13 protein-coding genes are annotated in these 22,296 nt (G+C 65.4%); 4 read left to right on the forward strand and 9 right to left on the reverse strand.

Annotation, left to right across the window (positions count from 1 at the left end; translation table 11 throughout):
- Window positions 1–518: 518 nt before the first annotated feature.
- On the reverse strand, window positions 519–1,463 hold the full coding sequence (locus tag RSD66_RS11590) for a GntR family transcriptional regulator (RefSeq protein WP_415287891.1): 945 nt from the start codon (window positions 1,461–1,463) through the stop codon (window positions 519–521).
- A 101-nt stretch (window positions 1,464–1,564) separates the two neighbouring features.
- Between RSD66_RS11590 and RSD66_RS11595 the strand changes: the two genes are divergently transcribed.
- Window positions 1,565–3,886, forward strand: a complete 2,322-nt coding sequence (locus RSD66_RS11595; RefSeq protein WP_415287892.1) for a prolyl oligopeptidase family serine peptidase — start codon at window positions 1,565–1,567, stop codon at window positions 3,884–3,886.
- A gap of 126 nt (window positions 3,887–4,012) precedes the next feature.
- Here the strand turns inward: RSD66_RS11595 and RSD66_RS11600 are convergent, their stop codons facing one another.
- Complete coding sequence (locus RSD66_RS11600) at window positions 4,013–6,907, reverse strand: TonB-dependent receptor plug domain-containing protein (RefSeq protein ID WP_415287893.1); 2,895 nt, start codon at window positions 6,905–6,907, stop codon at window positions 4,013–4,015.
- A gap of 469 nt (window positions 6,908–7,376) precedes the next feature.
- On the opposite strand from RSD66_RS11600, the gene RSD66_RS11605 reads away from it, so the two are divergent.
- On the forward strand, window positions 7,377–8,168 hold the full coding sequence (locus tag RSD66_RS11605; protein ID WP_415287894.1) for a recombinase zinc beta ribbon domain-containing protein: 792 nt from the start codon (window positions 7,377–7,379) through the stop codon (window positions 8,166–8,168).
- Window positions 8,169–8,260: 92 nt separating this feature from the next.
- Here RSD66_RS11605 and RSD66_RS11610 read toward each other — a convergent pair whose 3' ends face one another.
- From RSD66_RS11610 to RSD66_RS11635, 6 genes are all read right to left on the reverse strand, one after another.
- Window positions 8,261–9,013 (reverse strand): energy transducer TonB family protein, encoded by a 753-nt coding sequence (locus RSD66_RS11610; RefSeq protein WP_415287896.1) that lies wholly within the window; start codon window positions 9,011–9,013, stop codon window positions 8,261–8,263.
- Entirely contained in the window at window positions 9,003–9,425 is a 423-nt protein-coding gene (locus tag RSD66_RS11615; RefSeq protein WP_415287898.1) for a YbaN family protein, read from the reverse strand. The genes RSD66_RS11610 and RSD66_RS11615 overlap by 11 nt, the downstream gene beginning before the upstream one ends.
- Complete coding sequence (locus RSD66_RS11620) at window positions 9,409–9,999, reverse strand: biliverdin-producing heme oxygenase (RefSeq protein ID WP_415287899.1); 591 nt, start codon at window positions 9,997–9,999, stop codon at window positions 9,409–9,411. The genes RSD66_RS11615 and RSD66_RS11620 overlap by 17 nt, the downstream gene beginning before the upstream one ends.
- A gap of 26 nt (window positions 10,000–10,025) precedes the next feature.
- Window positions 10,026–13,580 (reverse strand): TonB-dependent receptor domain-containing protein, encoded by a 3,555-nt coding sequence (locus RSD66_RS11625; RefSeq protein ID WP_415287901.1) that lies wholly within the window; start codon window positions 13,578–13,580, stop codon window positions 10,026–10,028.
- A gap of 198 nt (window positions 13,581–13,778) precedes the next feature.
- On the reverse strand, window positions 13,779–14,534 hold the full coding sequence (locus RSD66_RS11630) for a FecR family protein (protein ID WP_415287902.1): 756 nt from the start codon (window positions 14,532–14,534) through the stop codon (window positions 13,779–13,781).
- A 417-nt stretch (window positions 14,535–14,951) separates the two neighbouring features.
- Window positions 14,952–15,548 (reverse strand): sigma-70 family RNA polymerase sigma factor, encoded by a 597-nt coding sequence (locus RSD66_RS11635; RefSeq protein ID WP_199683695.1) that lies wholly within the window; start codon window positions 15,546–15,548, stop codon window positions 14,952–14,954.
- An 825-nt stretch (window positions 15,549–16,373) separates the two neighbouring features.
- On the opposite strand from RSD66_RS11635, the gene RSD66_RS11640 reads away from it, so the two are divergent.
- Both RSD66_RS11640 and RSD66_RS11645 read left to right on the forward strand, forming a co-directional pair.
- Window positions 16,374–18,884: a TonB-dependent receptor gene (locus tag RSD66_RS11640; RefSeq protein WP_415287904.1), complete on the forward strand. Its 2,511-nt coding sequence runs from the start codon at window positions 16,374–16,376 to the stop codon at window positions 18,882–18,884.
- Between the two features lie 27 nt (window positions 18,885–18,911).
- On the forward strand, window positions 18,912–21,521 hold the full coding sequence (locus RSD66_RS11645) for a M14 family zinc carboxypeptidase (protein WP_415287905.1): 2,610 nt from the start codon (window positions 18,912–18,914) through the stop codon (window positions 21,519–21,521).
- Window positions 21,522–21,648: 127 nt separating this feature from the next.
- Here RSD66_RS11645 and RSD66_RS11650 read toward each other — a convergent pair whose 3' ends face one another.
- Window positions 21,649–22,074 (reverse strand): hypothetical protein, encoded by a 426-nt coding sequence (locus tag RSD66_RS11650; protein ID WP_415287906.1) that lies wholly within the window; start codon window positions 22,072–22,074, stop codon window positions 21,649–21,651.
- Between the last annotated feature and the right edge of the window lie 222 nt (window positions 22,075–22,296).

Consider the following 22,296-nt stretch of genomic DNA (forward strand, 5'->3'; position numbering starts at 1 on the left):
GTTCTCGGAACGGCGTCGGGCGCCTGGACTTCAGCGCAATCGTACGCTCCCATGAGCGTCATCCAGGTCTGCGCCGGTCGTCCCAGCGCCATCTTAGCCATTCCGCGCCGTCCGGCTTCGAGCATCAGCCCCAGCCGCTGGTGGCCGAACGCGCAACTGCAGCCGCCCATGGCTGAAGTTAGTGCGCCACCGTCGGCTGGGCCCGCCCCCCCGGGTCCCACCGCGCCCAGAAGACCGCGCCTAGGTCGCGCAGATGCGCATCTATGTTGCCCCGCCTTCGCGGATCGGCCGGGCTGGAGCCCGGTCCTCGAAAATGATCCCGGTATCGATCAGAGCCACATCGGCGGACGCGCCGCCTTCGGAAAGGCTGACCGCCGCCCAGGGCATAGGCGGGCCGTCAGCGCGCCCGTCAGGCGCTGGGCGCGCCGGGCCAGCCCCCTATATTAGTCAGCGGCTCCGCGGGCCCCAACCGCAGGGAGCCCCGCGCCTGCTGCGGTCGCAGTTGAACTTAGTCCATTTTACAGCGAGGCTGAACAGATAGGCGCGTTTGCGGATTGACGCTCCAGTTGTTCGACCGTTCCGGCGGCGCTCGTGAACTCGTCGCGCAGGTCGCGCAGCGTGTGTTCCAAGTGGGCTTCCACCAGTCGGCTGACAGTCTTCGCGTCGCGGGCCAGCCAGGCCTGAAAGATGTGATGGTGCTCGGCCTCGGCCGTCACGTGACGATCGCCATGTTCCAGATGCTTGCGCACATAGCGGTCGCCCATAACGTGCAGACGTGCGGTGATTTCAACGGTCAGCACCAGCCCGCCGGGCTGGGTCAGCGCCATATGGAAGGCGCGATTCAACTGGCCGACGCTCGGCAGATGGGCGGCCGCTGCGGCGTCCAATTCGGCCAGCACGCACCGGGCCGCGGCGCGCTGCTCGTCGTTGGCAGCGAGACAGGCCTGAGCAGCCGCCTCCGGCTCGAGCTTGAGACGCAGTTTGAAGATCTCCTCGGCCTCGGTCGCGCTCATGCCGCGCACGAAGTAGCCCCGGTTGGCTTGCGACACTACCAGCCCGTCTTGCTCCAGCCGCACCAGCGCTTCTCGCAGGGGAATCTTGGAAACGTTCAGGCGCGCCGCCAACGCGTCCTGCCGGATCGGCACGTCCGGCGCGATCGCGCCGGACAGTATCATGTCCCGCACCACCTCCATCAGGCGGTCGGACAGGGTGCGGACTTCAAGCGGAGATACGGCCATGCGGTTGATCGAGTCGAAAAGCCGGGCTGGTCGCCCATCCCAGCCTACTGCGCGCAGAACGCAATTACGACGCGCAAGTCCGTCAGATGACCTTGAAGCTCGCTCGAAGGCATCTGTCTGAGCCCGCGATGTCGAGGCCGTCACTAGCTCGGCCTGGAGAAATGACGGCATTGCCTCCTCGGTGATCAACAGCGCGACCGTTTTCGGGCTTTGAAAAACGCTCACACTGGAGGCCCGACGCCGACCGATCGCGGCGCTTGACGTCGACGGAGATCAGCTTCACAAATGCTAAAATCGAATACTATATCCGATATTGGGGGAACTTTATGAAGCGCCTACCCGCCCTAGCCGTGCTGCTGATGAGCAGCGCCGCGCCGCTGGCCGTCGCCCCGGTCTTCGCCACCCCGGCTCTCGCCGGCGTCGAAGCAGCCGCGCCCGCCGCCATGTCGCCCGCCGTCTACGCCCGCGCCGAGGCGGTGCTGCCTCAGCACGTCGACGATCTGATCTACGGCCTCAACGTGCGGCCGCAATGGATCGGCGAGGGCGCCGAATTCTGGTTCGAGCGCCGGACGCCGGAAGGCCGCGACTATGTGCTGGTCGACCCGACCTCGGGCCGGACCCGCCCCCTGTTCGATCACGATGCCCTGACAGCGGCCCTGGCCGCCGCCTCGGGCAAGCCTCTGGCGCGTAAGGACCTGCGGCTCAGGGGGCTGAAGCTCGACGACAAGACCCGAAAGCTGACGTTCGCCTACGACGGCCGCAGCTGGCGCTTCGACCCCACGACCGGCGCGGTCGAGGCGGCGGCCGAGGCGGCCAAGGGCGTGGTCTCGCCCGACGGTCGCTGGCGCGCCGAAGTGAAGGACGGAGACCTGGTCATCGTCTCGACGGCCGACGGAGCCGAGCGGCGGCTGACCCAGGACGGCGCGGCTTCGCCCTACGCCACGCCGCTGATCAACCTGAAGGACATGGCCGCTCAAGGCACGTCGCAGCCGACCACGGCTCCGACGATCCGCTGGTCGCCGGATTCCCGCTACATCGCCACCTATCGCATCAATCGCGACGGCGCCCGACGGTTGTCGCTGGTCCAGTCCGTGCCCAAGGACGGCGGCCCTCCGCGGGTGCTGGACTATCTCTATCCCCTGACCGGCGACGCCGATGTCCCGACCGCCGAGGGCGTCTTCTTCGAGGTCGAGAGCGGGCGGCGCATCCCCATGGCGACCCCGGCTAGGCCGGTCCTCTACTACGGCGGCCCCTGGTACGAATGGAGCGCCGACAGCCGCGCGGTGTTCGAACGCGTCCCGACGCGCGGCTACGGCGCCCTGCAGTTGAACCGCATCGAGGCGGCGACCGGCGAGGCCCGGCTGCTGACCGAGGACAAGTCCGACACCTATGTCGACTTCTACGGCCACTTCTGGTCCTACGACGAGAAGACGAACACCCACTTCTGGACCGCCGACCCTGACGGCTACGCCCATCTCTACGCCGTCGACGCCATGACGGGCGCGCGGCGTCAGCTGACCTCGGGCGATTGGCGCGCCCGGACCGTGGCGGGACAAGACCACAAGGCGAAGCGCATCCTGGTGGTCGGCTCGGGCCGCGAGGCGGGCCGGGATCCTTATCTGCGTCACCTTTATTCGGTGCCCTCGACCGGCGGGCCGCCGCGCCTGCTGACGCCCGAGGTCATGGATCACGACGTCTCGGTCTCTCCCGACGGCCGCTTCTTCGTCGACAACATGTCGACCATCGATCAGCCGACCCGCTCTGTCCTGCGTCGCTCCAGCGACGGCCGCATCGTCATGGAGTTGGGGCGCGCGGACATCAGCGCCTATCTGGCGGCGGGCTATCGTCTGCCCGAGCCGTTCCAGACCGTCGCCGCCGACGGCGTGACCCCTATCTACGGCGCCCTGTTCAAGCCCGCCGACTTCGACCCGGCCAAGCGCTATCCCATCATCGAGGACATCTACACCGGACCGCATTATGTGATGACGCCCAAGTCCTTCGAGGCGGCGATGACCGGGCGCAACGCCAATTCCATCGCCCAACTGGGGGTCATTGCCGTGACCATCGACGGTCGCGGCACCTGGGGTCGTTCGCGCGCCTTCCAGCAGGTCGCCTACAAGAACCTGCACGCCGTGGGACTCGAGGACCACATCGCCGGCATCCGCGCCGTCGCGGCCCGCAACCCCTGGATGGATCCGGAGCGGGTCGGAATCTACGGCTTCTCGGCCGGGGGCTATGACGTGGTGCGGGCCATGACCCGCCACCCGGAGTTCTACAAGGTCGGCGTCACCGCCTCAGGCAACCACGACAACCGGCTCGACAAGGCGACCTGGAACGAACAGTGGATGGGCAGCGAACTGGGCCCGCTCTACGACGAGAACTCCAACATCACCTGGGCTCCCAAGCTGAAGGGCCGCCTGCTGATCGCCCACGGCGAACTGGACGAGAACGTGCCGCCGCTCGCCTCGCTGCGCCTGGTCGACGCCCTGATCAAGGCCAACAAGGACTTCGATTTCCTGATGGTGCCGAACGCCGACCACTTTCTGGACGCCGTGCCCTACTACCAGCGCCGTCGATGGGACTTTTTCGTGCGCGAACTGCTGCACGAGACCCCGCCTCCGGCCTATCAGATGCGCGCCTTCGACTGAGGAATTCGCGCGCCGATGAATAGCAAAGGCGGGTCGATCGACCCGCCTTTTTCATGTCTGGAGCCCTTGAAGCATAGAGAAAGGGGCGGCTGACGACTCGCCCCTTTCCCGGCGCCTGGGTTGCGCCTACTGTCCGCCGAAACGCCATTTGGCGCCCAGGAAGAAGAAGCGACCGATCAGGTCGTCCATCCCCAGGTTGCCGCGCGCCGTCGAGGGGTGATCGCGCGGCCCTTCGTCGAACAGATTACGGATCCCGGCGGTAAAGCGGACGTCCATCGGCGTGTCCACTGCGACGGATAGGTCGTGATACCAGACCGATGGGATATTGTAGTAGCTGCCGATGTCCTCAGCCGGGTTCGGCAGCCGATTGTTGGTCACCGTCTCATCGACGAAGCGGCTGGACCAGTTCACCTGGATCGGTCCGCGATAATAGGTGGCGTTCAGCATGGCGCGCCACTGAGGATTGGCCGCCTCCCCGGCATAGTCGAAGGCGGTCTCATCGCCCGTCGCCACATCTCGGTCGATGAAGATGTTGTGCTTCAGATAGGAGGCCACGCCCTGCAGGCTGATCCGACCGAAGTCGCCGTCGCGTCGCAACAGGTCCGACACCTCGGCGTGGTAGGTGGCCTCGAAATCGACTCCCTCGACCTCGAATGAGGCGACGTTGATGTAGCTGTCGAGCACCTCATACAGATTGCCGTCCGACCTGCGGGTCAGCATGCCGCAGAACTGATTGTCCAGCGACGGCAGGTCGACGCAGTTGTCGACCGTCTGCTGCGCGCCGATCCGAGAAATGCCGCCGTCCAGCTTGATCTTGTAGTAGTCGGTCGAGAAGGCGAAACCCGGCAGGAAGCGCGGGCGCACCACCGCCCCGACCGTCATGGTGTCGGCTTCCTCGACGCCCAGGTCGGGGTTGCCCGTGCTGAAGACCAGGGTGGTCATGCGACGAGTGTTCGGATCCCACGTCACCGGATCGAAGCCCAGGGCCAGGCAGTTCTTGCGGCGGTTTTCCGTGCCGCTATCCAGCATGTTGGGATCGCAGGGGTCGCTCAGGCCCGCGGCGCCCCGGCTGCCGGGATTGAACATCTCGCCCAGCGACGGCGCGCGCACGGCGGTTGCCTTGGTCAGGCGGAAACGGATGTCCGGGATCGGCGCCCATGACCCCGCCAGCTTCCAGGAATTGACGCTGCCAGCGCGCTCATAATCCGACACGCGATAGGCGCCTTCGATCTCCAACGAATGAACGAACGGTTTGTCGCGGACCAGCGGGACCAGAATCTCGGCGAAAGCCTCGCGAACGTCGTTGCTCTCCTTGATCGGCGAGAACTGGCTGGCGAAGAAGCCGAGCGCGTGCTCCCAGACATAGGAGGGGCGGAAGTCGATCTCATCCTTGCGGTATTCAGCGCCCGCCGACACCTTCACCGCCCCGGCGGGCAGTTGGAACAGATCGCCCGCGATCAGCCCCTGGATCAGGGTCTGGCTGGTGTCCGTGGTCGAGGAGTGGTCAGCGCGGACATAGTCCACCGCCTCGGGTGAGATCGTACCCTGGCCGAAGATGTTCACCGGCACACAGCCCCGTGCCCGCGCCTCGACGCTGCGGCAGACCGCATCGCCGGTGGACGGATCGCGAATGGCGTCCAAGGCCTCGAACCAACGCTCGTCGATGCGATCATTCAGGTTGCGGTTGGTCGTCTGCGACTTGCCGTACTCAAAGACGGTCGACCACTTCCAGGTTTCTCCGAATTCGCCCTCCAGGCCCGCGGCAAGGCTGTAGTATTTGCGGTTCATGTCGGTGCCACGCATACCGAACTCGTCGTGCGAGCGGGCGTACTGCATCGAATTCTCGCCCGCTGCGATCAGACCGTCGCGCACAGCCGTCGGCATGAAGGGATTGTCGATCGAGACCGCCCCGCTCCAGGAATCGAACACCGCGCTGATGCGGTCGCGGGCGGTGATGTCGGCGAAGACGGCTTCGGTGAAGACCTTCAGTTTGTCGGACAGGCGATAGTCGGCCTTGGCGTAGAGATTGGTGCGTTCCAGCGGCGCGACCAGGGTGTCGGCGTCCTGATTACCGCCCTCGTCCGTGGAGTAGGAGCCGTCGATCACTCCGCGCTCTCCGGCCCTCAGCGGGCGGAAGGTCTCGGTGGCGGAATCGAAGATAACATCCGTCCAGGCGCCGTTCTCGCCGAACGGCAGATAACCCGTCGGCGTGCCCAGGGCGAAATAGGCGTAACGTAGGTCCCGCATCGGGATCCGCGCCGGGATGCCGTCGTCGCCCGTTTTGTTGGCCGGGTTTGATACGAAGCTGTAGGCCGTGCCAAGGTCTCGGTCGCCGCGCGTCAGACCGCCGCTTTCGGTACGGCTGACATGCAGAACCGCGTTGCCCCGATCATAGTTTACCCCAGCGGTCAGGCCGTAGGTCAGCGTGTCGTAATCGCCCCCTTCGTCCGATCCATATTGGACGTTGGCTTCAAGGCCGTCGAAATCATCCTTGAGGATCAGATTGACCACGCCTGCCACGGCGTCGGCGCCGTACACGGCCGAGGTGCCGCCGGTCTGGACCTCCACGCGCTTCACCAGGGCGGCGGGAATATTGCTCAGATCGAACGCCAGAAAGTTGGAATCGTCGGGCGTGCCGGCCCTGCGACGGCCGTTCACCATCGTCAGCGTGCGGCGGACGCCCAGGTTGCGCAGATTAACCTGGTTCAGACCGATGTTGCCGAAACTATAGCTGGTGTTGGCGTTCGACAGGCCGGTGGCTACCTGCGGCATCTCATTGAGGATATCGGCGATGTTGGTGATCCCCTTGGCCTCGATCGTTTCGGCCGTCATGGCCATGGTCGGCGTCGGCGCATCCAATCCGCTGCGTTGCAAACGCGAGCCGGTCACCACGACCTCATCGACCCGTGAGGCCTCGCCCTCAGGCGCCGTTGTCGTCTGGGCGTTGGCCGCCAACGGCGCAGCCAGCGCCCCCAAGCTCACCCCTGCGGTCAGAAGACCCCTACGCAGCCCGCGCTGCATCTCCCCTTTTCTCCTCAGCCTCATGATTATCCCTCCGTTGGGCTTTAGTAAGAGATATACCGTATACGATATACCATAGATGTCTAGCTAGGACGCATCCGGGCTGGTTGTTCGGATGGTTCACAACGACAACTCTCCCCGGACTTCAACAGTAGGGACCACTCCGTCCTGCCCGGCGGAGCGAACCATTTGGAATTGATCAATATTCAACCCATAGCGCCTGCAAATCCCCCGATGATGCTTTCAAACTGATCATTAGGCAGGCGCGGTTCGCACGACGGACGAGCAGACATCGAGGCCAGGAAACTCCCCGATGGCCTTCTCCTGCGGTTTGCTGTCATGAGACAGAAGTTCGAGGATAAAGGACCGGCAGACCGGCACGCGTCGCGCTCGCACCGGCGAAGCGGCGAACATCATCCGCACTGAGGCGCCCCACCTGCGGATAGTGCCAGAGGCGCTGTGGATTCAGGTGCGAGAACGCTACGCCGAGAACAAATTGGGACCCAACAAGCCCTCCTCCCTCGCTTCCGTCCGCCCCAGGCACCTCCTGAGCGGCAAGATGTCCTGCGGCGTCTGCGGCGAGCCCATGATCCGCAGCGGGGCGGACCAACGCTTCGTTTGCTCCTGGCGGAGGGAGCGCGGCGCGTCGATCTGCAGCAATGGCCGCGGCGCAAAAGGCGCAGAGATCGAGAAGAGGGTGCTGGCAGCGATCAAGACGCGACTTCTGTCGCCCGAACGCGTCGCCCTGGCCGTCGACGAAGCGCGCAAGGCCCTGGAGCACGAATCGCAACGAACGACACAGGAGCGCTCAAACCAGGAAAGCCGCCTGGCGGAAGTTAAGCGACAGGCCAACCGGCTCATCGATCAGGTGGCCGACGGCGTTCTGAGCGGCGCAGCCGTAAAGGAAAGGCTGACCGCCCTGGAGGAGGAGCGAGCAGCGCTTGAGACTCAGCTCGCGCAGACAGACAAAAAGCCTGTGATCGCCCTTCATCCGCGACTGGCGGATCAGTATCGACAGGTCGTCGCCTCGCTGGAGGACGCCCTGCATCGTAGCGACAGCGAGGCGTCGGCTGAAATCAGGAACCTTGTGCGCCGGCTGACCGAAACCGTCGCGGTGTCGCCGCTGTCGGAACGCGGCAAGTTTGCGCTGATGGTGAAAGGCAAAATCGCCGCCCTGGTGAACCAGGACGGCGATGATACTGCAGTATTGGGTGTAGGAGCAGGATTTGGCGCTACTTCTCACCTACAATACGCTTCATGACGCAGCTGTCTCGACGGCGCTCAAAGCCCGCAACGCGCCAGGAACGGTCATTGGCCTCATCGCCGAAAGCTCACATTCTGCGTTTCAAGCCATCATCGCCCTCGCGTGAAGAAGTCGACAGGGACGGTCAGGGTGATGCGTTCGCCCGGCGTCTCGGCGGGCGGTGTGGGCAGGGGTTGGGCGCGCTGTAGCAAGGCCAGGGCTTCGCGATCCAGGGCGGGATGACCCGAACTGCGTTCCAGTTTGGAGGAAAGCACCCTACCCTGACGGTCCATGATGAAATTGACATAGGCCACCCCCTGAAGGCGCCGTGCACGCGCTTCGGCCGGATAGCGTTTGCGACTTTCCAGATGAGCCAGAATTCGGCCTTCCCATGTCTGGGCGGCAGAGGATGCAGAGGCGGCGGGCGGAGCGTCACGGCTGGGCGGCGCCATGGCTTCTGTTGACGGTTGGGTCTGGGCCGCGCTCTCAATGCGAGGCGTCGTTTGGGGCGCCGTCAGCGGTTCGACGTCAACTGCGGCGGCGACCTGAAGGCGAGGTTGTATCCGAGGCTTGGGAGAAGACTGCTGGGCAGCCGCCTCGGCCTGCATCGGACCGGGCGGGCGCTCGGACAGCGGGCGCGGCGGCGCCTGGAAGCGCACCAGCTCAACCTCAAACACCTGCTCAGGCGGCAGGACCACGGGCGGACGCGCAGCCCATAGCCCGCCCGCCACGACCAGAGGCGTAACGTGCAGCAAGACCGAGGCCGCAACGCCCACGCCCCACCGCCGCCGGCGACGAGATCGGGCGCCGCTTCGAACCTCGGCGCCGCAGGGCGCTGCAGCAGTCGTCAGGTCAAACGCCATCCTGGCCTCCCGGCGACGGGCGTGAAGCCACGAAGACCGCGCAGGCCGTCATAGCGACCGCCACCGTCAGACCCAGCCAGAGACCGGGTCGAACCACCAGCCAGAACAGACCAAAACCCACCGCCATGCCCAGACAGGCGGCGATCTTGGCCCGGCGCGGCACAGCGCCCTCGGCTCGCCATGCGCGCAGGGTCGGCCCGAACCGAGGGTGGTTCAGAAGCCAGGCCTCCAGCCGTGGCGACGATCGCGTAAAGCAGGCGGCGGCCAGGATCAGGAAGATGGTCGTCGGCATCAGCGGAACGAAAGCTCCGATGAAGCCCAGCCCGACAAACAACAGACCAAGGGCCAGCCACCCCGCTCGCATGGGTCGCCAGCGCCCCGGCATGGTCGTGACCTCAGCTAAGCGCGGCATTGGCCAGGGACTGAACGCGCGCGAAAGCGGCGTTGGCGCCGGCGACGGCGCGATCCTCCTCTTGCGCAGACAGTTTGGCGGCGTCCAGCGCTGCGGTGAAGGCGCGCCAGTGAGCCGCCGGGCCATCGCCGGACGGCGCCAGATGCCGGGCGCCGTGGTCGTCGGACAGCCCCAGCTTGGCGGCCTCCTTGCGCAGCAGCGCCGCGCCGAGGTTCGAACCTTCTGCCACGTAGAGCCAGCCCAGCGCCGTGGCTGCGTCCACCGGCTGACCGGGCTGGAACACCGGCGGCGTCACGACCGGCGGCGTGTCCCGTCCCAGATCCGCCAGGTCGGCCGCGATCAGCGCCAGACGCCGACGCTCGGGCAGGCCCGGCAACAATGCAATCAGGCCTGCGTCGTCATAGAGGGCGTCGATGTCGCGGTGAAACGTCCACTGCACCCCGGCGAACCGGCCATACCCCTCAAGGCTGTCGAAAGACGACGCCTCCATGATCGACTTGTCCAGCCGGTCATGAACCTCATGAGTCAGGGCCTTCAGCCGCTTGGACCGGGGCAGATCAATCGTATCGGTCATGGATTAAACTCCTACTGGGGTGCGGGTCAGAAGCGGTAGCTGAGGCCGATGCGGACCGTGTGCAGATCCGCGTCCGAACGGACCTTGCGGCCCTCGACGATGTTGATTGTGCCGGGACCGGATTTTGAAACGCGCACGCGCTCTCCGGTCACAGGGTCGCGGACAAAGCCATCGAACGAATAGGCCAGACCCACGCCAGCGCGTGCATCCTCATATTCAAACGTCTCGCGCCCGAAGTTGGCGTAGTTGTATTCGGCGCGCAGCGACCAGCGGTCGTTGAGGGCCCGCTCGGCCCCAACGCCAAGCACGGCGCCGGTTCGGACATGGCGGTCCTGCTCGGTGAAATAGTGTTCGAGTGGCAGGCCGCCGGGCGAATAGCTGCTGATGCCGAAATCAGTTCGGCTTGTGGGCGGCGTCGAGCGGTACTGGCGACGAGTCTGGGTTTCGTTCATCCAGCCCACGCCTGCGGTCCCGTAGACCAGGTTCTGCCCGAACGCGTAGCCCAGCTTGCCGTGCAGCGTGACCAGCCGATCCCACTTGTATCGGGTGTCCGATTCCAGGATGCCCGCCGCACGAAGGGACGCCACGCTGGGGCTTTCGCCCGAAGTGGATGAGACAACCACCCCGGACCAGGCCGCCAGATCGCCCGTCGATATGTCGCTACCCACACCCACGACGATATTGTTGGCCAACTGGTAGTTATAGCCCGCGCGCACGCCGCCGATGAAGTTACGGATCTTCTCGTCAACGCGGCTGCCGTTGTCGATATCAGCGGGCTTGCCGGCCGTATCGGTCACGCTGCCCTGGGTGCGGCCGGAGCCGTAGCCGAAGTCCAGTCCGACATAGGGGCCGGTCCAGTCGACAGTCTCGGCATCGCCTGCATCGCTGAACCAGTCGCTGATCGACAGGCCGCCACGCGAGCCGAAGGTCTGGGACAGGCCGATGCGGAATGTGCGGCCGGGCGCCGGAATGAAGCCCAGACTCATCGGCTCCGTATAATAACGGTCCGTCAGATTATCGACGCTCCAGTTGATCGACAGGCCGTCATCCACCTTGAAGCTGCCGGTCAGGTCGACCAGCGTATAGGGATGCCATTCGACAGCGGTGATCAGGGGCAGATAGCCGGTTGTCGGCTTCTCGGCGCCGATGGAGCGTTCGCCCATGTAGGTCACGCGCGCGCCGATCGTCGCCCGATCATTCAAGAACTTCTGATTGACCGACAGATTGGCCGACCAGTCGGGCGGGATGTAGTTGGTGGCGTAGTCCGAGGCCAGCGAACTGGCGATGCAGCTTTCGCCCGGACGACAGAAGCGGATGCTGTCGTAATAGGTGACCCCGGCCTCCAGGCTGAAACCGCCCGACTTGTAGCTGAGATTGCCTTCCAACCCCCGGAACTGCGCCCGGTCGATGTTGTACATCTGCATCGAGCCGAGCTGCAGGATGTAGCGACGCGAAATATAGCTGTCGATGTCGTTGTCGAACCAGACCAGCTTCAGCCCCAGCTCGTCGTCAGGCTTCAGAACATCATAACGGATGTAGTTGGCGCCGATCTCCCAATTGCTCGCCGTTTCCTTATGCAGGTCGGGATTGGCCACCATGAAGAAGTTGGTGGTCGCCTCCAGCAGCGAGGGCAGACGGGCCGCGTGCTTGTAGTTGGCGAACAACTGCAGACCGTCCAACGGCGTCGCCACCGCGCCGAGCGACCAGTTGAAGGCGTCCTCGTCGCGCTTCAGGCGGGCGCCGTGGTGGACCGTGCCGGACTGGCGATCTTCCAGCGTGTAGTTCTGATATCGCATGCCTGCGGTCAGGCGCAGCCATGACGTCGGATCCAGCGCCGTATCCGCGAACAGGCTGTACTCGCTGCGGACGCCTTCGCGCCCCGGCGGAATGGCCGTTCCGGCAGCCCATTCCCCGTCAGGCCCCGCCTTCTCATGCAGGTAGGAGACGCCGTAGTCCGCAGAGAGCTGGCCGATGGGCGTCGTCAATCTGGAGGCATTGCCAATGTCCGCGCCCCAGCTGTCGACATAACGGCGCGCCGGATCGGAGTTGTAGAATGAAGGCGCGCTTTCCTTCAGCCTGGATACCCAGCCGTTCAGCTTCAGATCAATCAGGTCGCTGTCCGGGTTCCAGCGGTGCCTCGCTGTGAAGCGATCCAGGTCCGTCTTGGAGAAGATCGTGTTCTGGAACACCGCCCCCGTCGTGCTGGCGAGCGTCCCCGGATAGTTTTCGCCGAAGGTGCTGCGATAGCCGCCATAGCCCAGTTCCAGCACATGGTCCGGAGCCGGACGGATCACCGCCTTCAGCAGCACGGACTCTGTCTCGCTGGAGGTGTTGTAGACTTCTTCGCCGCCTACGAACGGCGTCGAGCCGTGCATGTCGTAGAAGGCGACCGCGCGTTCGCAGAGCTGGCGCAGCACTGTCTCGTTCGTGCCTGCCGCGCAGAAAGGCGAAGGCGTCCCGGTCGCCTTGGGCGCGTATTTGCCGCTCGCGCCGGCAAAATAGTTGCCGGTGTTGCGGTAGGAATAGCCTGCAAGCAGGTCCACCCTGTCGCTCTTGCGCGCCAACACCAGGCTGGCCGAACCGCCGCCGGGCAGCAGGAAGCCGGGCCTTTCACGGCCGCGCGTCGCGGCAAGCGGATCGCCGTAGAAGCTGAGCGGCTCAAGAATATTGCGCGTCATGTTCGAGTTGGGCGTCGTGTTGTTGCCCGAGAGGGACGCCATCAACCGGATACCCATGACGTCGCCCTCGGGCACGATGTCATCGACGCCGAGGGTCTTCATCGAAACCGATCCGCCGATCCCGCCCGCGATCGCATTGCCCATCGACGGGCCCTTTTCGATGGCGATATGGCTGATGAAATCCGGGTCGACGAAGCTGCGGTTGCTGGTCCCCTGATAGCCGCGATAGACGGTCGTTCCGTTGATCGCCCCATCAACCGTCACCGGCACCCGGCCCTGGCCCTGCATGCCGCGAATATTGACGTCCAGGCCGCCGCTGCTGCGCGCCTCGCCTGAAATAATGCCGGTGGCCCCGCGCAGCATGTCGGCCGGAGCCTGCGCCGGATAGGCTTCCAGCTGGTCGCGGTTGATCACGCTGACCGATCCCGGCGTCACATAGACGGAATCGCCCGCTCCATCCCAGCCCGCAGCGCGCCCGTTGCCGGCTCCAGATCCGGTGTCGGCGCCTCCGCCCTCGACCCGCACCGCGCCCAGCTGGATTATGCCCGGCTGCGCCTGTGGCGCGCGCTCGAGGGTGACGACGTTCCCGCTGATGCGATAGGTCAGACCTGTGCCGACCAGCAAACGGCCAAGGGCCTCTCGGGGGGTCATGACGCCTGCCGCCGATGCAGAAGCACGACCGCTCGCCAGGGTTGCAGGCACGCTGACCTGCAGGTTCGCCTGACGGCCGAAGACCGCCAACGCAGAGGACAGCGACTGGGCCGGAATATCGAAGCTGCGCTGTTCATCGCGCGCTTGGGCCGCAACAGGATCGGTCCAGGCCACGCCGGAGATCGTCGTCGTCGCCAGCAATGCGCTCACCCACAGCGCGCGCCGCTTGGCTTGGCCCCCATCGGTCATCATCAATCGTCCTTCCGTCAAAATCACTCGATGAGGGCGCGATCGACCGATTTGCAAACGCGATGCAAATGCAGATGCCCTCACCTCATATCGACAGGCGGAGCGAGGATTTTTTCGCCAAATAATGAACCCCGCTCAGAGCGACAGCCATATTTGTCATATTTTACAGAGCGTTGATGGAAGAAAATTTTTCGGGGCCACTCAGCCGTCCGACAGAATCAGCAACCAGGGCGTGATCTGAGTGACGCGGCCGCCATGGGCCTTGGTCAAGGCGCCCATGGCCCCGGCCGTATCCTGCAAATCATAGATGCCCGTGACGCGCCGCCCGGCAAGCGCGCCGGGGCGCACCAGAATTATGCCGCGATGCCAGGGACGCAACGCGTCCACGACTTCGCTCACTGACCGATCCTGGACCGCAAGCCGTCCGTCGCGCCAGGCCCCGATCAGTTCGGGCGGCGCCGTCCCGCGCAAGGCCCTCCCTGCTGGATCGACTGAGACATTCTGACCGGCGACGAGCCGTTCCGAGATGGTGCGGCCGGTCCTTGCGTCGTCGACCCGGACAATCCCGTGTCCGACCGCGACGCGGGTGGCGCCGTCGGTCAGCCCGACCTCGAAAGCCGTTCCGATGTCGGTCGTCTCGACATTGCGTGCGATGACCCGAAATGGCCTTGGGTCATCCTGCACATCGAACCATGCCTGACCTCGAAGCAGGCCTATCCGCCGCTCCGCCGAGGAATAGTCGATGCTGACGGCAGAGCCTGGCGACAGGCTGATGTGGCTTCCATCCGCCAGCGTCATCGTACGCAGTTCGCCGGTCCCGGCGATCGCGTCGGCCTGCCAACGCAGAACGGCTTCGGGCGCGGCGAGGACAACGACGAGCGCCGCCGCGACCGCAGACAGGGCCGCCGCGACAGGCGCCCGGCCCTTGCCTGGGGCTCGGCGCGCCTTGGCTCTCATTCCATACGCCGGCCGGGGTCTACGTGCGCCAGGGATCGAAGAGATCGGAGCGGCTTCGAGCCTTTCGCCTAACCTCGCCCAATACTCGGAATGGAGCGGGTCTGCCTGGCCTATCCCGGCATAAATCCTGGCGCTCTCTTCCCAGGCCACGGCCCTGATCGGCTCCGTAGCGCGCCATTGATCGAAACGCGCCCGCGTCTCCAGATCCTCCGGCGCCTCCCGCAGGGCAATGATCCAGTCCAGAGCTTCAGCGTCGGCGCGCATCCGGTCCGAGTCAGAAGCTTCAGTCATCCCAGTCTCCTCCCCCGGCTCGCGTCAAAACAGATATCCCTGTCGCCCGGACTTCACGGGCGCCCCTTGATATTGACTGTCTAGCCGTCGCTTTTTTCGGATAATCCGCCCAGACATCAATACGGGTCACCGCAGCCGCGAACGGCAGTGGGCGATGCCTGTCACGACCAGTTCATGCGCGACCGTAACGGACACGCCCAGTTCGACGGCGATCTCCCGCAGTTTCGCTCCCCCGAACCGGTGCATTTCAACCGCGATCCGGACGCGTTCGGGCAACTCGGCAAGGGCGGCCTCCAGCCGCATCAATTCATTTCGCGAAAGGACGACCTGTTCCGGCGTGGGCTGGACGGCGGCCATTTCGTCCAGAGCGGCCTGACCATCCGGAGCAAAAACCTCGCCGTCCCGGCGCGACCGCCATAGCCGATCTATCGCCAGATTGCGGACGATCCGCGAAAGATAGCCGCCCGGGCTCGCCAGATGCTGCTTCCTGGCCATCTCGCCAAGGCGCAGATAGGCTTCCTGCACCACGTCTTCCGCATGATCCCGGTTACCCGTGATCCGACTCGCATAGCGAATAAGGTTGCGGCGCTGCTCTTCAAACTCTGCGTATTGAAGCTTGGTCCGCCCCACCTGAATCGCCTTGCGTGCGGCGCCCTTCTCCAGGGCGACGCCTAAACCGACACCCGCCACAATTGCGAATGATTTGCAATCGATAGACGTCAAGCTGGGCCAGTGCAAGGGCTTGCCACATCGCCCGCCAGCACCGGACGATGTGCGACGCTGTAGAATGCTGACCTTCAGATCAGAGACCGGTTTCCTATGTCGCGGAAGCGCCAGTGGAGGCCCTTGGCTTCATGGCCCAAACCCGACGCTGGGCGCCCCTCTGCGTCTCAGGGCGGCAAAGCCTTTCTGAGACTGACCGTCAGCCCTTCATCGGGTCCCAGAAGCGGTTTCGGTGGCGACGCCTCGGTCAAACCCAGCATGTTCGCCGCAGCATACATAAGTCGAAAACTTCCGTGCACGCGGAACAGATCCCACAAACCGACGAAGGCGGGTCGCATCGGTCCGCTTCCTCGCGATTGCCTCTGACAGCCGCTGCCGCGAGCGCAGCGGCCTGTTCTGGAAATAGCCCGTCTGCCACGCTGTACCTGCAGTCGGCGCTGGCCAGCAGCGCTGCCTTGCCGCCCCAGTCGCCGCTGTAGCCGATGGACGGGCCCGGCGCCGCCTGTGGGAAAGCCGCCAGGTCGACGGCGATGTCGCCGGGCGCAATGACCTCGCCTTCGCGACGTCATTCGTTTTCATGACCCTGCCAAGCTTTCTATACGTCGATTTAGTATTTCTACATTAGAGCCGCTGCTCCTCCATGCCTTATTGCGCGCCCAATTGTGACATTTATTGCGGTGCAGCATCCCCATGATCAGGCCCTCCCTGACCGTTCTCGCCTTTCTTTCGGCCTCAGGCGCGTGCGGCGCCGCACAAGCCCGAAGCGATGAAAATCTAACAGATCAGGCCCAGGTTGCGGCGGCTCATTCGGTCGCGGACGTCGTGGTGACCGGGTCCAACATCCGCCGCGCCAACACCGAAGGCTTCAACCCGGTGCAGGTGATCGGGCGCGAGGAGCTGGAAAGCTCGGGCAAGTCGACGACGGCGGACCTGCTGCGCTCGATCTCGGCCAATACCGGCAACGGCTCGAACGAGACGCAGAACAGCGGCTGGTCGTCCGGCGCGGCGGGCATCGGCCTGCGCGGTCTGTCGCAGAAAAACACCCTGGTGCTGCTGAACGGACGCCGCGTAGCCAACTACGGCTTCCCCGGCGGCGGGCTGTCGGACACCTTCGTCAACCTGAACGCCCTGCCGATGGTGGCGACCCAGCGGCTAGAGGTGCTGAAGGACGGCGCCTCGGCCGTCTACGGCTCGGATGCGGTGGCGGGCGTGACCAACATCATCACCCGCCAGAATTTCCAGGGTCTTGAGTTCGGCGCCAGCTACGGTCTCGCCGATCAGGGCGGGCTGGAGACCTCGACCGCCAAACTGGTCGCGGGCCACGGCGATCTGGAGACGGACGGCTACAACATCCTGCTGTCGCTGGAGGCCTATACCCGCAATCGGCTGGATCAGGACCAGCGCGACCTGACCAGGTCGGGCATCTACACCGACCTGCCCGGCGGCCGCTGGAACGGCTGGTCGGCCAAGGGGGCGCGCTTCCTGGTCGACGGCAAGTCCGTGCCCTTCCTCAATGCCCAGGGCCAGTGCCCCGAAGGCATGGTGCTGACCGCCAGCGCCCCGATCGACGGCCTGGCCGGCGACACCTGCGCCATCAACCTGGCGCCGCACACGACGCTGATCCCCTCGACCGACCGCTATCAGGCCTATCTGTTCGGCACGAAGCGCCTGACGCCGCAGATCGAGGCCTTCGGCGAGGTGCTCTATTCCTATGTCGAGGGGGCCTCGCTGTTCGGCTCCAGCCCCTTCTTCACGCTGGAGGGCGGGCGGTTCGCGCTGAACGCCCAAACCGGGCTGGCCGAGCCGGTGTCGAACCTGCTGCCCGCCAATAATCCCTACAATCCTTACGGCGTCGCCACGCCGATCGAATACACCTTCTTCGACCTGGGCCGGACGCTGAAGACCAATGAGTCCAAGTCCTATCGCGCCCTCGCCGGGGTGCGCGGTCGTCATGACCGCTTCGACTGGGAAGCCGCCGTCTTCGCCTCAGGCAGCGACGAGCGCGAGACGGTGTCGGGCGGCTTCGCTCATCGCTGGAACCTGGCCGACGCCCTGGCTGACGGCACGCTGAACCTGCACGAGCCGGGCGCCACGCCGCAGGCCGTGCTGGACGGCATCCGTCTGTCGACCCTGCGTCCGGCGGAGTCGCGTCTCTATGGGGCCGACTTCAAGATTTCGGGCGAGCTGTTCAACCTTCCCGCCGGTCAGATCGGCTACGCCGCCGGGGTCGAGTTCCGGCATGAGAGCCTGGTCTCCAGCAATCCGTGGCAGATCGACGCCGGGCTTCAGATCCGCCCCGCCATCGCCGCAGTCGACGGCGAGCGCGACGTCTGGGCCGCCTATGCCGAATTCAACATCCCCGTCCTGAGCAATCTGGACATCCAGGTCGCGGCGCGGGCGGACGAATACAGCGACTTCGGCAGCGCCTTCTCGCCCAAGGCGGGCGTGCGGTGGAAGCCGCTGGACTGGCTGGCGCTGCGCGCCTCGGCCTCACGCGGGTTCCGGGCGCCGTCGCTGTCGGAGAACTCGGCCTCGACCATGATCTCCTACGGCTCGGTCATCGACCCCTATGATCCTGACCTGCCCAACTCGCGCCAGAGCCCGACCTTCTTCACCGTCGGCAACACCGATCTGGAGCCGGAAAAGACCCGTTCCTACAATCTGGGCGTCGTCTTCACCCCGACACGCGACACGGCGCTGAGCATCGACTGGTATCAGATCAAGCTCGACAACCTGATCGGCACGGGCAACACCACCGCCATCGTCCAGAGCAACGACCCCGCCGACGTCGTCCGCGACGAACGCGGCAAACTGCAGGCGGTCTATAATCGCTACCGCAACCTGACAGCGCTGGAGACGTCGGGCTTCGACGTGGACTTCAGCCAGCGCTGGCGCACCGAGGGATGGGGGACGTTCACCGTCTCCAGCGCCTATACGCACCTGCTGGAATACAAGCGACCGAACGCGGCGGGCGGGCCGCTGCTGGACTATGCGGGGTCGAACCGGGGCGCGACCCTGCCGGCGCACAAGGCGACGACGCGGCTGGCCTGGAACCGCGACGTCTTCGACGCCAACCTGACCTGGTACTACACCTCGGGTTATGATCAGGTGCCGGAAGTCGGGGGACAATCGCGCGTGGACGCCTATCACCAGTTCGATCTGTATGCGGCGTGGTCCGGGCTGGAGCGCGTGACGCTCTACGCCAAGATCGAGAACCTGCTGGACGAAGCGCCGCCGCACGACGCCTCCTTCCCCGGCGTGCGCGCCCCCTACGACTTCGGCCAATACGATCTGCGCGGGCGCTATTTCCGCGTCGGCTTCGACGTCCGCTTCTGATCCCTTTTCGCATCGAGACCTGACACCATGAGCGTTCAACACGCCCGTTCATCCCTCCGTCGCATCCTGACCGGCGGCGCAGCGGCGGCGGTCCTGCTGGGCGGCGTCGCCCTGACGGCGCCCGCCCCGGCCCTGGCCCAGAGCGCCTATTTCTTCCCTCAGGCGGCGGCGGGGGATTTCGACCCCGCCATCCCAACGCCCGAAACCTTCCTCGGCTATCCGATCGGAACCCACTACACTCGCCACGACCGCATCGTGGACTATCTGCGCGAACTGGCCCGCCTGTCGGACCGGGTGACGGTCGAGGAGATCGGCCGCAGCTACGAAGAACGGCCCCTGCTGTCCGTGGTCATCACCTCGGGCGCCAATCAGGGTCGGATCGACCAGATCCAGCGCGCCCATATCGCGGCGGGCGATCCCGGCGGCCCGGCGGCGGGCGCCGACGCCCCGGTCGTCGTCGGCCTGTTCTACAGCGTCCACGGCAATGAGACGTCCAGCGGCGAGGCGGCCCTGCTGACCGCCTATTATCTGGCCGCCGGGCGCTCGCCCGAGGTGCTGGACTGGCTGGACAAGGCCGTGATCGTCATCGACCCAGCCCAGAATCCCGACGGCCGCGACCGCGCCGCCAACTGGCACAACGCCTGGAAGAACCAGCCCGCCGTCTCGGACCCTCTGGACAAGGAGCACGTCGAGGCCTGGCCCGCGGGACGCACCAACCACTATTTCACCGACCTGAACCGCGACTGGCTGGCGGTGACGCAGAAAGAGACGCGCGCCAAGCTGGAGGCCTTCCATCGTTGGCGCCCCAACATCCAGATCGACTTCCACGAGATGGGCGCGGGCAGCACCTATTATTTCGAGCCCTCGCCCGCCAGCATGGAAAGTCCGCTGCTGCCGCGCGCCAGCTATGAGTGGAACGTGACGCTGGCCAAGTATCATGCCCAGGCGCTGGATAGCCTCGGCTCGCTCTATTACACGCGCGAAGTCTTCGACAACTTCTCGCCGGTCTACGGCTCGACCTATCCCGACTTCCACGGCGGGGTCGGGGTGACGGTCGAACAGGCCAGTTCCCGCGGCCTGGTGCAGGACACGGCCAACGGCCCGCTGACCTTCCCCTTCACCATCCGCAACCAGACCAATGTCGGCCTCGCCACCATCCGCGGCGCCGTCGCCGAGCGCGCCGGGCTGCAAGCCTTCCAGCGCGACTTCTTCCGTTCGGCCGTCGAACAGGGGCGGCGCCATTCCAGCCAGGCCTTCGTCTTCGGCGACGCGGCCGATCCGGGCCTGACGCGCCAGACGCTGGACCTGCTGCTGACCCACCGCATCCAGGTCCACCCGCTGACCGAGCGGGTGACGCAGAACGGCCGCGTGTATGAGCCGGGCAGCGCCTATGTCGTGCCCTCGGCCCAGCCGCAGTTCCGCCTGGTCCACTCCATCTTCGACCGGACGCCGCCGACCAAGGGCAGCGTCTACGGCAGCACCTCCTACGCCGTCGCCCTGGCCTATGGGTTGAAGAGCGACGGCCTGCGCCGCGTCCCCGCCCACGGGTCCGCCGTGACCGAAGCGCCCGTCGCTACCGGCGGCGTCAGCGGGCCTCAGGACGCCTACGCCTATGTCGTCGACTGGCGTGATCTGAACGCCCCGCGCGTTCTGGCGGCCCTGCTGCGTCAGGACGTGCGCGTCCGCGCCGCGTTCGAGCCGCTGACCGCGCGAACGGCGGCGGGCGACAGCGCCTTCGGGCGCGGCTCCCTGGTCGTGACCACGGCGGGACAATCGCTGGACGCCGCCGCCCTGCGCGCCGCCGTCGACACGGCCGCACGCGAGGCGGGCGTGGTCGCCCACGCCGTCTCGACCGGTCAGAGCGTCGCGGGCGTCGATCTGGGCAGCGACAATGTGAAAGTGGTGCGTGCGCCGCGCATCGCCCTGGTCATGGGCGAGGGCGTCAACGCCACCGAGATCGGTTCGACCTGGTTCGCCCTCAGCGAGCGGCTGAACTATCCGGCGACGCGGCTGGACCCGTCCCAATTGGGCCGCGTGCCGTTGGGAAGCTATGACAGCATCGTCCTGTCCGGCGGGCGGTACGACAACCTGGGCCAGCCGACAGTCGACGCCCTGAAGGCTTGGGTGCGCGCGGGCGGGTCCCTGGTGGTGTTCGGCAACGCCGCGCGCTGGGTCGCCGCCAACGACCTAGCCCCGCAGGCCGCCTCAGAAGACGAGAAAAAGGCTGAGGTCGAGCGTCGCGACTACGCCGACCGCGGCGCCATCCAGGGCGAACAACGGACGGCGGGCAACGCCCTGTCGGCCGACGCCGACATCAGCCATCCCCTCGCCTTCGGCCTGTCGCGCCGCGACCTGTTCGTGAACAAGGAGACCGACGTCGTCCTGGCCCCCGTGGCCGATCCCTTCGCCAACGTCGTGCGGATCGAGACCGACCCGCAGGTCAACGGCTACCTGCCCGAAGCCCTGCGCGCCCGCTCGGCCGGTTCGGTCTGGGCTCAGGTGAACCCGGTCGGCGCGGGCAATGTCGTCCTGTTCGCGGACGATCCGGCTCACCGCAAATATTGGCTCGGCACGGAGCGTCTGCTGATCAACGCCCTGTTCCTGTCCAATCACCTAGCCCCAGCGGGCCGCCGCTGAACTGCGTAGGCCAGCAAGGATTTCGAGTCACTGGTTCAAAGTCCTTGCTGGCCCACGCTCCCTCACGAGCCCTCGCATTGCAGGTCAAAAATGCGCCAGTGGCGGCGACAAAGTCCTGAACTGACCCTTAGCCGACAAAACGCTGCCAGAGCCACATCGCTAGCAGGACGACAGGAACCACAAATAACAATCGGTTCACTCGGATGTCCCAGCGCACGGTCGGCACCTGATGGGGAGGATATTGAAGCGGCCACAGCCTTTTTTCGATGGCCTCGACCAAAATATCTGGGCTGATCGGTATGCGCTGCACACGCCTGTAGGGGGGCGCGAAGAAAAGTCCGCCGAAGTTCGTGCCCTCCTCGCGATGGTGGAAGTACCAGCGATAGTTTTCGCCATCGATCCCAAACCGCGCCCCGAAGCTGTCCATGAAATCGGATGCATCGTCTCCCTCGATGCCGAACCGCTCAAACAGATCGGTATCACGGCTAGCGGGGAGCTTCTCGCCCCAGTACTCCTCGAACCATTCAGCAAGACGAAAACGCGCATCACTCATGCACCCTTGGTATGCCAGTGCTGCGCGATCGGAAAGCGCACTAAAGTACGTTTCCCACCCATAGGAGACAATCAACTGCTGTGACCGGGCCCACGTTCAGGCCCGGTCACGAGTCACAAATCTCAACGGGCCGCGCGTACTGACGAGGCCCAATGTGCTGACCTGGCCGGCTGCGGCTCGGAAACAGCCAGTCATCGTCGCGCTTTCCTTAGCCGCGCCAGA

The organism is Brevundimonas sp. S1H14 (assembly GCF_047716865.1).
GTDB classification, from domain to species: domain Bacteria; phylum Pseudomonadota; class Alphaproteobacteria; order Caulobacterales; family Caulobacteraceae; genus Brevundimonas; species Brevundimonas naejangsanensis.